This window comes from Motiliproteus coralliicola (genome assembly GCF_003345655.1).
GTDB lineage: Bacteria > Pseudomonadota > Gammaproteobacteria > Pseudomonadales > Balneatricaceae > Motiliproteus > Motiliproteus coralliicola.
Genome location: NZ_QQOH01000002.1, coordinates 460,657 through 475,112, shown reverse-complemented (window position 1 = coordinate 475,112; position 14,456 = coordinate 460,657). Strand labels below are relative to the sequence as shown.

15 protein-coding genes are annotated in these 14,456 nt (G+C 56.3%); 2 read left to right on the top strand and 13 right to left on the bottom strand.

Annotated elements, in window-relative coordinates; translation table 11 throughout:
* Nucleotides 1-76: 76 nt before the first annotated feature.
* On the top strand, nucleotides 77-709 hold the full coding sequence (locus tag DV711_RS09010; protein WP_114695341.1) for an NUDIX domain-containing protein: 633 nt from the start codon (nucleotides 77-79) through the stop codon (nucleotides 707-709).
* Complete coding sequence (locus tag DV711_RS09005) at nucleotides 693-1,544, top strand: alpha/beta hydrolase (protein ID WP_133297432.1); 852 nt, start codon at nucleotides 693-695, stop codon at nucleotides 1,542-1,544. The genes DV711_RS09010 and DV711_RS09005 overlap by 17 nt, the downstream gene beginning before the upstream one ends.
* Before the next feature lie 54 nt (nucleotides 1,545-1,598).
* Here DV711_RS09005 and mazG read toward each other — a convergent pair whose 3' ends face one another.
* From mazG to DV711_RS08940, 13 genes are all read right to left on the bottom strand, one after another.
* Nucleotides 1,599-2,456 (bottom strand): nucleoside triphosphate pyrophosphohydrolase, encoded by an 858-nt coding sequence (gene mazG, locus DV711_RS09000; RefSeq protein WP_114695339.1) that lies wholly within the window; start codon nucleotides 2,454-2,456, stop codon nucleotides 1,599-1,601.
* A gap of 48 nt (nucleotides 2,457-2,504) precedes the next feature.
* A complete protein-coding gene (relA, locus tag DV711_RS08995; protein WP_114695338.1) occupies nucleotides 2,505-4,772 on the bottom strand; it encodes a GTP diphosphokinase in 2,268 nt (755 codons plus the stop codon).
* Between the two features lie 73 nt (nucleotides 4,773-4,845).
* The gene (cysM, locus tag DV711_RS08990; protein WP_114695337.1) at nucleotides 4,846-5,742 is read right to left on the bottom strand and encodes a cysteine synthase CysM; all 897 of its coding nucleotides are present in this window, start codon (nucleotides 5,740-5,742) and stop codon (nucleotides 4,846-4,848) included.
* Between the two features lie 104 nt (nucleotides 5,743-5,846).
* On the bottom strand, nucleotides 5,847-6,224 hold the full coding sequence (gene acpS, locus DV711_RS08985) for a holo-ACP synthase (RefSeq protein WP_207802587.1): 378 nt from the start codon (nucleotides 6,222-6,224) through the stop codon (nucleotides 5,847-5,849).
* Nucleotides 6,221-6,964, bottom strand: a complete 744-nt coding sequence (gene recO / locus DV711_RS08980) for a DNA repair protein RecO (protein ID WP_114695335.1) — start codon at nucleotides 6,962-6,964, stop codon at nucleotides 6,221-6,223. The genes acpS and recO overlap by 4 nt, the downstream gene beginning before the upstream one ends.
* On the bottom strand, nucleotides 6,948-7,871 hold the full coding sequence (era, locus tag DV711_RS08975) for a GTPase Era (protein WP_114695334.1): 924 nt from the start codon (nucleotides 7,869-7,871) through the stop codon (nucleotides 6,948-6,950). The genes recO and era overlap by 17 nt, the downstream gene beginning before the upstream one ends.
* A complete protein-coding gene (gene rnc / locus DV711_RS08970) occupies nucleotides 7,871-8,554 on the bottom strand; it encodes a ribonuclease III (RefSeq protein WP_114695333.1) in 684 nt (227 codons plus the stop codon). The genes era and rnc overlap by 1 nt, the downstream gene beginning before the upstream one ends.
* Nucleotides 8,547-8,927 carry a DUF4845 domain-containing protein gene (locus tag DV711_RS08965; protein WP_114695332.1) on the bottom strand — a complete coding sequence of 127 codons (381 nt, stop codon included), beginning with the start codon at nucleotides 8,925-8,927 and terminating at the stop codon, nucleotides 8,547-8,549. Before DV711_RS08965 ends, rnc begins: the two co-directional genes overlap by 8 nt.
* Before the next feature lie 59 nt (nucleotides 8,928-8,986).
* The gene (gene lepB, locus DV711_RS08960; protein WP_114695331.1) at nucleotides 8,987-9,799 is read right to left on the bottom strand and encodes a signal peptidase I; all 813 of its coding nucleotides are present in this window, start codon (nucleotides 9,797-9,799) and stop codon (nucleotides 8,987-8,989) included.
* Nucleotides 9,800-9,812: 13 nt separating this feature from the next.
* Nucleotides 9,813-11,612 (bottom strand): translation elongation factor 4, encoded by a 1,800-nt coding sequence (lepA, locus tag DV711_RS08955; RefSeq protein WP_114695330.1) that lies wholly within the window; start codon nucleotides 11,610-11,612, stop codon nucleotides 9,813-9,815.
* A gap of 124 nt (nucleotides 11,613-11,736) precedes the next feature.
* Entirely contained in the window at nucleotides 11,737-13,119 is a 1,383-nt protein-coding gene (locus tag DV711_RS08950) for a DegQ family serine endoprotease (RefSeq protein WP_114695329.1), read from the bottom strand.
* Nucleotides 13,120-13,157: 38 nt separating this feature from the next.
* Nucleotides 13,158-13,625, bottom strand: a complete 468-nt coding sequence (locus DV711_RS08945; RefSeq protein WP_114695328.1) for a SoxR reducing system RseC family protein — start codon at nucleotides 13,623-13,625, stop codon at nucleotides 13,158-13,160.
* Nucleotides 13,626-13,628: 3 nt separating this feature from the next.
* Entirely contained in the window at nucleotides 13,629-14,441 is an 813-nt protein-coding gene (locus DV711_RS08940; protein WP_114695327.1) for a MucB/RseB C-terminal domain-containing protein, read from the bottom strand.
* Between the last annotated feature and the right edge of the window lie 15 nt (nucleotides 14,442-14,456).

The window sequence follows — 14,456 nt, the reverse complement described above, 5'->3', positions numbered from 1 at the left end:
CCGACCCAGCAGGCTGCTGTTTCCAGCCCGCTGGGTTATAGTTCAGTGATTGATTTCCACCAGCCAGTTGAGCGCAATGACAACGGACGACAGCACCTCCAACGGTAAGCCCGATACGCTATCCACACCCGCTGAACCTAGCGCTACCCTAGGGGTTGAAGCCGCCAATCCCTGGACCCGGCTGGCCAGTAAGCTGATCTACGAAAACCCCTGGATCCGAATTCGCGAAGATAAGGTGCTGACCCCCTCCGGTAACGAAGGCATCTACGGCTTGGTGAAATTCCGTAATCGCGCGGTAGCGATCATTCCGATCGACGAACAGGGCTACACCTGGCTGGTCGGCCAATACCGCTATGCACTGGGTGACTACAGCTGGGAGGTTCCCATGGGAGGACACCCGGTGGAACTGGATTCACTCGACGGCGCTCATAAAGAGCTGCGAGAAGAGACCGGTCTGCGGGCACAACAGATGACCGAATTTCTGCGGGTTCAGATCTCCAACTCGGTGACCGACGAGTTGGGAGTCGCCTATCTGGCCCAACAACTAACCCCGGGGGAGACCGACTTCGACGACACCGAGCAGCTGCAGATCCGGCGGCTGCCGTTCGATGATGCTATCGCGATGTGCCTGGACGGCCGCATCCAAGACCTGTTCAGCATCGCCGCGTTGCAGCAACTGGCCCTAAGACGCCATGAGTTCGGCATCTAAGCCCGGTCGCGCCGCGATGGCTTGGTGGATCAGCCTACTGTGGTTTTGCCTGCTGGGCTATCTGGCACTGATTGGGCTCACCTATCTGTTTCAGGATAGTCTTGTATTCCAGCAGCGCGCCCTCGATCCGGCCGATCAGCAGCGATGGCAGGCCTATCAAGTTGAATTTAATCGCGAGGACGGAACCCGACTGCACGGCTGGTTCCGGCAAAGTACCGCTGAGGGTGCACCCTTGCTGATCTATTACGGCGGCAATGCCGAGGAGATCAGCTGGAACCTGGAACCCTTGGGCCGGTTTAATGCTTCGCTGCTGCTGATCAACTACCGTGGTTATGGCCATAGCAGCGGCAAACCTTCGGAGGCAGCGCTGAAGGAAGATGCACTCTGGCTGCTTGATCTGATCACCACCGAGTATCAGATTCCGCTGGAGCGAACCTTTGTTATGGGACGCTCGCTCGGCTCCGGTATCGCCGCTTACGTTGCCGCCGAACGGGCCGTCGCCGCATCCATACTGGTGACCCCTTATGATAACTTTGTCGCCCTGGGCCAGCTCCATTATCCGTGGCTGCCGGTGGACTGGTTGGCCAAACACCGGTTCGAATCGGATCGATTAGCCGCACAGATAGACAGCCCTGTACTGAGCCTGCTGGCGGGCAAGGATCGAATCGTTCCGCCCGAACGTGGCCGACGACTGATGTCACTCTGGGGGGGGGAAACCGAGATTCTGGAGTTTGAGCGGGCCGATCATATCGATATCACCGATCAGCCCGGTTACTGGGAGGCAATTGGCCGCTTTATCGACCAGCATTCGCCAAACCGAACCAGCCGCCACTAAGCTGCTGGCTTAAGTGCTGCTGGCTTAAGTGCTGCTGGCTTAAGTGCTGCTGGCTTAAGTTTCTTCGGCCAGCTGTTGTTTGGCCTGTTGCCAGAGCTGGTCTAGCACGGCTTCGTCGGTGCTGCTCATATCCAGACCCTGCGCGGCTGCCAACAGCTCGACCCGGCGGAAGCGTTGCTCGAACTTGCCGTTGGCCTGACGCAATACCTGTTCCGAGTCCTGCTTCAGGTGGCGTATCAGATTGACGCAGGAGAACAGCAGATCCCCCAGCTCATCGGCGATCGCCTGCTCATCCTGCTGCTGAATCGCCTCCTGCACCTCGACGATCTCGGACTGCAGATTCTCGAACACCGGCGCCAGTTCACGCCAGTCAAACCCGACTGAAGCCGCCCGTTTTTGCAGTTTATGGGCCCGCATCAGTGCCGGCAGACCGGCTGAGATATCATCCAGTACCGAGGCGGCGTCTGTTTTAGACTCGTCATCCGATTCAGCATCCAACTCGGCCCGCTTTGCCGCCCGCTCTTCGGCCTTGATCCGCTCCCAGTTCTGTTTGATCTGGGCTTCAGTGAGCTTGTCGGGACTGCCAAAGCTGCCGAAGGTACCGTCAGGATAGACATGGGGATGGCGACGAAGCAGCTTGCTAACCAGCCCGTCGATAATATCGTTGAACCGGAACTGTCCCTGCTCCGCACAGATCTGGGCATAGAACACCACCTGGAACAGCAGGTCGCCCAGCTCATCACAAAGATGATCATGATCCTGACGCTCGATGGTATCGATCACCTCGTACACCTCATCGAGGGTATGGGGCACAATAGACGCCAGGTCCTGCTTCTGGTCCCAGGGGCAGCCGTGCTGAGGATCGCGCAGCTGGGCCATCAGCCGCAGCAGATCGTCCATTTGGTAAGCCATTGTTGTTCGCGTCCTTAATCCATCGGGCTCAGCGAGCTGCCAGAAACCCTACTCGGTCCCCGGCAACATGCGGTGTACATCGGAGATATTCGGTAGCTGACCGATCTTGTCCATCACCCGCCCCAGGTCTTCCAGACGATTGATCTCGAAGGTGATCAGCACCCTGGCAGTGCCCTCTTTCTTGTCGGTCCGGGTATTCACCGAAATCACGCTGATCCGCTCGTTCGACAGCACCACCATGATGTCACGCAGCAAGCCGTGTCGATCCAGCGCATCGATACGGATATCGACCGGGTAGGCCTGGTTGGCGTCTTCGTTCCCCCAACTGACCTCGATCATCCGCTCGTGGTCGCTCGACTCCAACTGCAGTGCGTTGATGCAATCCTGACGATGGATCGAAACCCCGCGACCCTGGGTGATGTAACCAACGATGGCATCCCCGGGTACCGGTTTACAGCAGTTGGCCACCACCGTCAGCAGGTTACCGACACCTAGAATTGACAGGTCGCCGCTACGCGGACTCGCTGATGTAGGCTCGGAGCGCGGTAGCAGATCCAGATCGAGTTGCTCGTCGTCTTCACGCTTGGCTTCAATCTGGCGCTGGGCCGCCCCGAGAATCTGGCTCAGGCGCAGGTCTCCAGCCCCTACTGCGGCATAGAGATCGTCAACCTCGGCGTATCCCTGGCCATGGGCAACGCCTTTGAGATCAACATCGCTCAAGGCCAGACGCTTGATCTCACGCTCGATAATCTGACGACCATCATGAACGTTCTGATCCCGGTTCTGGTCTTTGAACCAGTGGCGGATCTTGGCTCGCGCCCGCGATGAGGTGATGTAACCCAGATTCGGGTTCATCCAGTCACGGCTGGGCCCACCCTGCTTGGCGGTCATGATCACTACTTGATCACCGGTCTTCAGCTTGGCGGTGAGTGGTACGATCTTGCCGTTTACCTTGGCGCCACGGCAACGATGGCCGACTTCGGTGTGGACCCGGTAGGCAAAATCCAACGGTGTCGAGCCTGCCCCCATATCAACCACATGGCCATCCGGGGTGAAGGCGTAGATCCGATCGTCCTCGATATTACCGCGCAACTGATCGATCAGATCGCTGGCATTACCGACATCGTCCTGCCACTCCAGTACCTGCCGCAACCAGGCGATCTTGCCTTCGTAGCTGTCGCTCTTGGAGCTGGTATCGGTGCCCTTGTAAAGCCAGTGGGCACAGACTCCCAGCTCGGCATCATCGTGCATATCGTGGGTGCGGATCTGAATCTCCAACACCTTGCCTTCGGGGCCGATCACCGCCGTATGCAACGAGCGATAGCCGTTCTTTTTCGGCGAGGCGATGTAGTCATCAAACTCGTGGGGGATGTTTTTCCACAGTCCGTGAACGATCCCCAGGGCGGCGTAACAGTCGCGCACTTCAGGCACCAGCATCCGCACCGCACGCACATCGTAGACCTGATGGAAGTCGATGTTCTTGCGCTTCATTTTGCGCCAGATGCTGTAGATATGCTTGGCCCGACCCATCAGCTCGGCGTCGATGCCGATATTGGCCATCTCGGTTTTCAACCGGTACAGCACATCGTCAATATATTGCTGCCGATCCAGCCGCTTCTCGGCTAACAGGCTGGCGATCTGCTTATACGCATTGGGCTGCAGGTAGCGGAAACTAAGGTCTTCCAGCTCCCACTTGATATGGCCGATACCGAGTCGGTGTGCCAGCGGGGCATAGACATCGAACACCTCGCGAGCGACCCGGTAGCGCTTCTTGCGATTACCGTTCTTGACCGCACGGATGGCACAGGTGCGCTCGGAGATCTTGATCAGTGCGACCCGCACATCCTCGATCATCGTCACCAGCATCTTTCGGACGTTATCGAGCTGACCTTCACTCTGCCCCAATACCGAATCGGGCGTTGGGTGCAGCAGAGTACCAATAGCCGCCATCTGCAGCACGCCGTCGATCAGCTTAGCGACCGGGGCGCCAAACTCGTCACGCACCCGCTCGAGTGGCAAGCGCTTCTCACGCACGGCGCGATAAAGGATCGATGCAACCAATGCATCTTGGTCCAACCGCAGCTCGGCCAGGATTCCGGCCATCTCCAGGCCGGTAACGAAGCTGTTGGTGCCCTCTTCCTGCCAGATATCTTCCTGCGGGCTCTCCTGCTCGTGAGCCCAATGACTGAGCTCACAGGCACGCACTAACAGCGCCTCGTCGGTCACGTTGACATCGGTACGGATACGTTCGAGCCAAGCGGTCAGGTCGACTGAGCCTGATTCGTCCAGCGGGTGGTCCTGACGGACTTTAACCATCGGTCACTCTTCTCCTCTACACCGTCGGGTGGCCACCGACGATGGTGCTATTTCTTTCAGGTCGCTGGTGGAATTAATCGTTGAAAACCCCGGTCGACAGATAGCGGTCACCACGGTCGCAGATAATACAAACGATCACCGAGTTCTCGAGCTGTTGGTTCAAGCGCAGCGCTCCGGCAACCGCACCGCCGGAAGACACACCGCAGAAGATCCCTTCCTGGCGGGCCAGCTCACGCATGGTATGCTCGGCTTCCTGTTGACCCATATCGATAATGCTATCGACTCGATCGGCGTTATAGATTTTGGGCAGGTAGGCCTCCGGCCAGCGGCGGATTCCGGGGATGCTGGCGCCGTCTTCCGGTTGCAGGCCGACAATCTCGATGGCCGGATTCTGCTGCTTCAGATAACGGGAAACGCCCATGATGGTGCCGGTGGTTCCCATCGAGCTGACGAAGTGGGTTATCTTACCCTGGGACTGCTGCCAGATCTCCGGCCCGGTGGTATCGAAATGCGCCTCGGGGTTATCCATATTGGCGAACTGGTCCAGCACCTTGCCCTTACCCTGGTCCTGCATGCTCAGAGCCAGGTCTCTGGCCCCCTCCATGCCCTGCTCCTGGGACACGCTGATCAGTTCAGCGCCGTAAGCGGTCATCGCCGCACGACGCTCATCGCTCATATTCTCAGGCATGATCAGGATCATTCGGTAACCCTTGATCGCCGCAGCCATCGCCAGGGCGATGCCGGTGTTGCCACTGGTCGCCTCGATCAGAGTATCGCCGGGCATGATCTCGCCCCGACGCTCGGCCCGATTGATCATGCTCAAAGCGGGACGATCTTTAACCGAACCGGCCGGATTGTTACCCTCCAGCTTAACCAGTACGGTATTGCTGGTGTTACCGGGAAGGCGCTGCAGCCGTACCAGCGGGGTGCCTCCCACATATGCTTCAATCGTGGGGAATACTGAATCCATCGATAATACCTACTCGTTTAATTCGGTCTGAAGTGTTCGGTGCTCGCCTGTTTTCCAACCAACCGCACATGGAACAAAAATCAACTATTGATCGGGTGCACAGCTTATTGCTCCAGCACCACAAAAGCTACTACATGGTCCTGCTCATCGGACAAGGTCAGGTGAATACGGTTCACCCCGAGTTGTTCGGCACGTTCGGCGGCACCTTCACTAAACCGTAGTTGGGGAGCCCCCCATTCATTATGGTCAATATGAAAGTGCTGCCACGAAACCCCGCGACCAATACCGGTACCCAACGCCTTGGACGCGGCTTCCTTGACCGCAAAACGCTTGGCAAGGAACACGGTCGGACGAGCATGTTCTTGCCATTGCTGCAACTCATCCGGGGTCAGAATGCGGGCCGCAAACTTTTCGCCCAACCTATCGCTGCTAGCACCGATCCTGGCGATCTGAACAATATCGGTTCCTATCCCAACAATCATGATAACGCCTCCTGAGGTGGATGCGGGGCAACGGGCGATGCCTGAAACAGCTCCCGGCTACGTAATGGACGGTCACCCAGATGAACCGCCAGCAGGCTTCGCATCAGGCGCTTTGCTGTGCGACGGACTTCCTCATCCTGAAAATCATCCCGAGCTATCGCTAATAGCTCACGGCCCTGGTAGCCGCCGGACTCCATTTGTCGTGATCGGATAAATCCCTGATGCGGATCAAGGCGATAGGCGCTTTCAGCCTGAATCGACTGGTCATTCAAACAACAGTCAAAGTCGATTCCCAGTCCGAGCTGCTGCAACAACTGGCGCTCATAGATCCTCAACACCGGCTCCTGCTGCTGCGGATCGGTCAGTCGTTCCAGCGCCAGCTGATAATAAGCAAACAACTTGGGAAACGGGTCTGCCGGGGGGATCAACCGCAACGTCAGCTCATTGAGATAGAGGCCACACCAGAGCGCCCTCCCCTGAAGCAATGACAGGGATCCCATCGGCTCGCCGCTCAACAGGGTCTTCAGCTCGCCTCGACCACGCCAGTTGAGCTCCATCAGTTGGAACGGCTGGGTCAGCATACGCTGCTTGGATCGTGCCCCTCGAACGCCTTTAACTACCGCTCGTACCAGCCCCTGCTGCTGACTGAAATAATCCACCAGCGCGCTGGTTTCGCGATAGGGACGACTATGGAGTACGTAACCCGATTGTCGTTCGAACCGATCAGCCGATGTCGTCATAACCCAAGGTACGCAGCGCCCGCTCATCATCGGACCAGCCGCGTTTAATCTTGACCCAAAGACGCAACATCACCTGGGTATCGAACAGTCGCTCCATATCGACACGGGCTTCCTGACCGATACGCTTGATCCGATCACCCCGATTACCGATCAGGATCCGTTTCTGGCCATCCCTCTCCACCAGGATCAAGGCGCTGATATGCAACACCGAACCGTCGTGGCTGAACTCTTCGATCTCAACGGTAATCTGGTAGGGAAGCTCATCACCAAGTTGGCGCATGATCTTCTCACGCACCAACTCAGCCGCCAGAAAGCGGGAACTGCGATCGGTAATCTGCTCTTCCGGGAAATAGTGGATACCTTCGGGTAGCCGCTTGAGCACCTGCTGCTCCAGCAGGTCGACATTGTGGCCGTGCTTGGCCGACAGTGGAATCACCTCGGCAAATGCCATTTTCTCCGACAGCTGTTCCAACTGCGGCAGCAGTGACTGCTTGTCATCGATCCGGTCGGTTTTATTCACCGCGAGGATCACCGGTAGGCGGCTATGTTGCAGTTTCTCCAACACGGCCTGATCCTCATCGGTCCAACGGTCACGGTCGACGATAAAAATAACTATATCGACATCACGTAGCGCCGAACTGGCGGCCCGGTTCATATAGCGGTTAATCGCCTTGCCGCCATCCTTGTGCAACCCGGGTGTGTCGACGTAGATCGCCTGAGTGCCCTGTTCGGTTTTGATACCCAGAATCTGGTGCCGGGTGGTCTGCGGTCGTCGGGAGGTGATACTCAGCTTCTGACCCAGAATCCGATTCATCAACGTAGACTTGCCCACATTAGGGCGACCTACAATAGCCACATAGCCACAGCGGCTGATGGTGGATTGCTCAGAGGATGATTGTTCAACCATTACTTATCTCCAACGCCAAGGGCATCCAAGGCCGCTTGAGCCGATTGCTGCTCAGCAATCCGCCGACTCCGCCCTAGTCCCTGGGATCGTTGATTCAATAGCTGCACTTCACACTCGATATGGAATGTCTGATCGTGAGCTTCACCCTCGACCTTGATGAGATGGTAGATCGGCAGCTCAGAACGACGGGATTGAAGAAACTCCTGCAGCCGGGTTTTGGGATCCTTCTGGGTATCCTCCAGCGACAGCCCTTCAAGACGACTACGATACCAGGTCAGTATCCGCTCTCGACAAACTTCCAAACCGGCGTCAAGATAGATCGCCCCGATCAACGCCTCTACCGCATCGGCCTGGATCGAACGCCGGTTAAAGCCGCCACTTTTCAATTCACCGGCCCCCAGGCGAAGAAACTCCTTGAGTTGCATCTCTTCTGCCAACTCGGCCAGAGTCACCCCTTTGACCAAACGGGCACGCAATCGGCTCAGCTGGCCCTCTTTGGCATCGGGAAAGCGCGCAAAGAGGTCATCGGCGATAACAAAGTTAAGTATAGAATCGCCAAGAAACTCCAACCGTTCGTTGTTCTTGGAGCCGCAGCTCCGGTGGGTCAGGGCTAACTGCGCGAGAGATTCATCCTCGAAACGATAACCCAGCCGTTTACCAAGTCGAATAATGGGGTCAGTCAATGGGTTTGCCTTTATACTGCTCTTTAAACATCACCACGGCTGCCACGTTGTAGAACATCGGGATCCGGACTTCATAGTCTACGTCCATCGTCACCTCACCTTTGTCCTTGGTGATTTTGATAAACTCTTGGGGCAACCTTAAGTTATTGATTCCCATTTTCTTCCGAATACTTAACTCGATCTGACGCTTATTCTTGGCCAGCATCTGCTGGTCCAACTCAACACTGCGCATAATTGACTTCAGGGTCTGATGATCTGCGTAAGCGGGTGCCAATTTGAAGCCAACGGCAACAAAGATTCCCGCTACCAGTAGGAATGTCAGCAGACCCAGAAAGGTCCAACCGCCCTGATATGAACGCTTCAATTTAATCATGCGACTGCTCCTTGGTTGAATAGTCTCAATAGTGCCGACCCTGGCCCTAGAGCTCTTGGTTATTGGATTGAGCCGTTGTTGCTGAAGCTGGGCAGACTACCCCAGGATTTCCAGTGCATCCAGACCGCAAAGGCCTTACCGACAATCAACTCATCCGGCACAAAGCCCCAGAAGCGACTGTCATTACTGTTATCCCGGTTATCGCCTACCATGAAGTACTGCCCTTCGGGAACGATCCACTCGGCTGGCTGACGGGGCATGGTTTTGTCGATATAGATCTGATGCTCGGTGTCACCCAGTTGCTCATTCAACAGTCGACGCATCCCCCGCTGACTCGGCAACTCAGCCAGCAGTTCCAGCGCTGCCGGCTCACCATTGATCGTCAGCTGCTTATTGGCATAGCGAATACGATCGCCCGGTAGTCCCACCACCCGCTTGATATAGTTTATCCGCGGATTATCCGGATACTTGAACACCATCACATCACCCCGTTCGGGGTTATTCATCGGGATGACCTTGGTTCCGACCACCGGCAGTCGAATACCGTAGTGGTATTTATTGACTAGGATAAAGTCGCCAATCTTCAGGGTCGGCAACATGGAACCAGACGGAATCTGGAACGGCTCCACTAAAAAAGAGCGCAACACCAGCACCAATGCCAGCACCGGAAAAAAGGATTTGGAATACTCCACCAGCACGGGCTCGGGAGCCAATTTGTCGAGGGTATCCTCATCCAGCTCAACCGAAGACTGGGTTTGCGCCTCGGTTACCAACTGCCGCCTGCCCTTGGCTAGAAACAACGCATCGAACAGCCAGATCAGACCAGTAACCGCAACCAGGATCACCAGTACTAATGAAAAATCGATATCCATGAATACGCTGTCCTTAGTTGTCCATCTTCAACACAGCAAGGAAAGCATCTTGCGGGACTTCAACCCGCCCTACTTGCTTCATCCGCTTCTTGCCTTCTTTCTGTTTCTGCAGCAGTTTTTTCTTCCGGCTGACATCACCGCCGTAACACTTGGCCGTCACATTTTTACGCAGCGCCTTGACGGTCGTACGTGCGATGATCTTGCCGCCAATCGCCGCCTGTATCGCCACATCAAACATTTGTCGCGGTATCAGATCCTTCATCTTTTCGCACAGCGCACGACCACGGTACTGGGCGTTATCCTTGTGCATGATAACCGCCAGCGCATCGACCCGCTCGGAGTTGATCAGAATATCCAGACGCAATAGCTTGGCCGGTTCAAAACGGACAAAGCTGTAGTCGAGCGAAGCATAACCGCGACTGACCGACTTCAACTTGTCGAAGAAATCCATCACTACCTCGCTCATCGGGATCTCGTAAGTGATCGAGACCTGGTTAGCCAGGTACTGCATATCCTTCTGCACACCACGCTTCTCGATACAGAGCGTAATCACCGGCCCCAGGTAGTCTTTGGGAACCAGCATATTGGCCTCAACGATCGGCTCGCGCATCTCCCGGATGGAGCCAAAATCGGGCAATTTGGAGGGGCTGTCGACGTAGATCACCTCACCGGAGTTCAGTTCCACCTCGTAGACCACTGTCGGCGCTGTGGTGATCAGATCGAGATTATACTCACGCTCCAGTCGCTCCTGAATGATCTCCATATGCAGCAGACCCAAGAAGCCGCAGCGGAAGCCAAAGCCCAACGCGTCGGAGCTTTCAGGCTCGAAAAACAGTGAAGCATCGTTCAGCGTCAACTTGCTCAGGGCATCACGGAAGTCTTCGTAGTCGTCCGAACTGACTGGGAACATCCCAGCATAAACTTGCGGTTTGATCTGCTGAAATCCGGGCAGACTCTCCACATCAGGGGTCTTCAACAGGGTAAGAGTATCGCCCACAGGGGCGCCCTGAATCTCCTTGATCCCGGCCACCACATAGCCGACCTCACCGGCTTTCAACTCGCCGGTCGAATTACGCTTAGGTGTGAATACACCCACATCGTCGACCATATAGTTCTGGCCGGTGGACTTGACCAGAATCTTGTCTTTCTTGCGCAGGGTGCCCTGGGTCACCCGCACCAGAGATACCACTCCCAGATAGTTGTCGAACCAGGAGTCGATGATCAACGCTTGCAGCGGTGCATCGACATCACCCTCGGGTGGGGGAATCAGCTCGACCAGTTGCTCCAGCGCATCCTCGACCCCCATGCCTGACTTGGCGCTGACCGCCACCGCGTCCTGGGCATCGATGCCGATCACCTCTTCGATCTCCTGCTTGACCCGCTCCGGTTCGGCCTGGGGCAGATCCATCTTGTTCAAGACCGGCATCACCTCCAGGCCCTGTTCGATCGCGGTATAGCAGTTGGCTACCGACTGGGCTTCGACTCCCTGGGCAGCATCCACCACCAACAGCGCGCCTTCACAGGCCGCCAATGAACGAGAGACCTCGTAGGAGAAATCCACATGCCCCGGGGTATCGATAAAATTCAGCTGGTAGACTTTGCCATCCCGAGCCTTGTAATCGAGCGTCACGCTCTGAGCCTTGATGGTGATGCCGCGCTCACGCTCGATATCCATCGAGTCGAGCACCTGCTGCTCCATCTCACGCTCGGACAAGCCGCCGCAGATCTGGATAAAACGGTCGGCCAGGGTCGATTTACCATGGTCGATATGGGCGATGATGGAAAAATTACGGATATGACTCAGATCACTCACGGGGGCACCAACTCTGGCTGGGTAGGCAAAAACAAAGCGCGAAATTGTAGCCTATTTTCGCCAAAGGCACGACTACCGGCGCGAATTAAAAAAGGGCGCCTGTGCGCCCTTTTAATCCCGTCCATTACTCGACCGGTTTGATCTTCAATGGCAGAAACAACGGGCTGCCGCGCCGGATTATCCGCATCGGTACCGGCTTGTTCTCCGGCAGGTCGCCACTGACCTCGGCAAAGCTGTTCAGATCGGTGATCGGCTGACCATTGAGCATCGTAATCACGTCACCAACAACCAACCCAGCTTCGGCTCCAGGCCCGGAATGCAGCGAACGCACCACGACACCGCCATCGATCTTCCACTCTTCGGCCCGCTCCGGTTCCAGCGCCCCGACCTGAATCTTCAGCGGGTTATCACCACCAGAGGCACGCTCACCATCTGCTCCCATCGCCAACGAACGCTCATCCGGCAACTCACCCACAGTCAACGCCAGGGTCTTGTTGCTGCCGTCGCGCACCACACCGATATCGACCGTCTTGCCCGGTACCACTCGCCCAACCAACTGAGGCAGTTCGGCAGAACGCTCGATAGAGCGTCCATCAAGGGAGATAATTACATCGCCAGCCTGGAGCTTGGCAGCCTCGGCCGGGCTGTCAGGCAGCACCTTCGCGACCAGCGCCCCCATCGGCCGATCCAGACCAAAGGACTCGGCCAGATCACGGTTGACCTCCTGGATGATCACCCCTAGCCAGCCCCGGGCCACATGCCCCTTACTCTTGAGCTGCTCGACCACCTCCATCGCCATGCTGATCGGGATTGCGAAGGAGAGCCCCATAAAGCCTCCAGAACGGGTATAGATCTGCGAGTTAATACCCACTACTTCACCATCCAGATTGAACAGCGGCCCGCCGGAATTGCCGGGATTAATCGCCACGTCGGTCTGAATAAAGGGAACATAGTTTTCATTGGCCAGGCTGCGGCCGGTCGCACTGACAATCCCTGCCGTGACACTATGATCAAAACCAAACGGTGAGCCGATCGCCAGCACCCACTCTCCCACCTTGAGACGATCCGAGTCCCCCAAAGGCACGGTGGGCAGATCGTCGGCATCAATCTTCAACAGCGCCAGGTCAGAGCGCGGATCCGCCCCCACCAGCTTCGCCTCCAGTTCGCGACGATCACTCAAGCGCACCAGAATGCTGTCGGCATTTTTAACGACATGATTATTGGTCAGCACATAGCCGTCATCAGAAATAATAAAACCCGACCCCAACGATTCCGGATACGCTCGACGAGGCTGCTGATCAAACTCCTGCCCCCCGAAGCCCCGGTCTCCAAAAAAGCGTTTGAAGATTTCCGGCAACTGTTCCTGCGGGCGGCTGGCAGAGGATTTAGCATCGGCATTGCGAACCGAGCTGATATTGACGATAGCCGGTGAAGCTTGCTCTACCAACTCGGTAAAGTCAGGAAGTTCCGCTGCACGAAGCGGAGCTGCAAGCAGCACCCAGCTCATTAAAACAACAACAGATTTTGTGAAAACAGCCATATTAATCAAGCTTCCTCCACTTCAATAAAGTCATAGGCTTTCTGCTTCCCTACAATCTTCGGCTGGAGCTGACAGCCCTGTCGCTCGCCACGATCCCAGTAACGCACGCCGATAAAACCGATCAACAAGCCGGCAAAACCCATCGCTATTTGCAACGGTTCAGCCAACCCCATCCCCTGCCCCAGCAGCGCAAAAAGCACCAACCCAAACAGTGGTAACAGATAAGTGATCAGCGAGGCTTGTAAGAACGAGCTTTCTTCGATGCCCAGCTCAATCCGATCACCGGGTTTGAGCGTGAATTGCTTCGGATTAGCCACGAGAATTTGAAAACGCTGCGCCTGCCCAAGTTCAGCCAATAGTTTCTGGCCACAACCGGACTGGGAGCGACAACTGTCGCAGGCGCTACGTCGAACCGTCTCTACCCGCACCCCCTCATCGGTGACCTCTACAACTTCGGCCTGTTCGGTCAGCATGGCTTACTGCAGCTTGGTTTTCACCGAGGAGGCGATACGGTCGGCGATCATCAACGGCACATCGCCAACCACGGTGACGAACTGGTCGCCTACTTGCTTGCCGACCGCCACGGTCTCGCCGGTCTGAATAGCACCTGGATTGGCTTTCTTAGATGCGAAGGGCTGCACGGAGACGGATACTTCTGTACGGCCATTGCTGTACAACAGCACCTCGGCATCGTAGATATGATCGTGTTCAACAATTCGGAATCCGTCCGGAACCCAACCTACTTGCCACTGCGGCGACTGCCGCTTAACCAGCGCCCGATGGCGATCCACATAGTGCTCCATCGGCGATGAAAGCCGAATCACGTCAGGCTCCTGAGCCGAGGGCATAACCATCGACGGCTGCCCATACTGAACCGACATAACTTCAGGATTTACAGGCTTGGGACCCGTCAAGACAATGTTCGACGGATTCTCCTGCGGGACGGAGCTGCCTTGGAAGGTCTGAGCTCCAAAGATCACCATCATCGTTACTGATGCGGCGATAGCGACGCTACCAAACGGACGCCAATTGAACCTTGAGGTTGATTTTTGGGATTGAGGCTTTTCACTGTAAGTCGGCTCTGACTCCAGCGCAGCCATTACCCCGGCACTGATATCCAGCGTAGGATCTATCGGAGCCTCGGCCTTCAGCGCTGCGCGACTGACCTGGTAACGCGACCAGGTCGACGACGCTTCCGAGTCCAGCTGCTCCAGTGTTCGGCGCAACTCAAACTCGCTGACTTCATCATCCATTAATGCGGATAGAGACTCATTGATTCTATCGCTCATCGATCAGATCCCTCG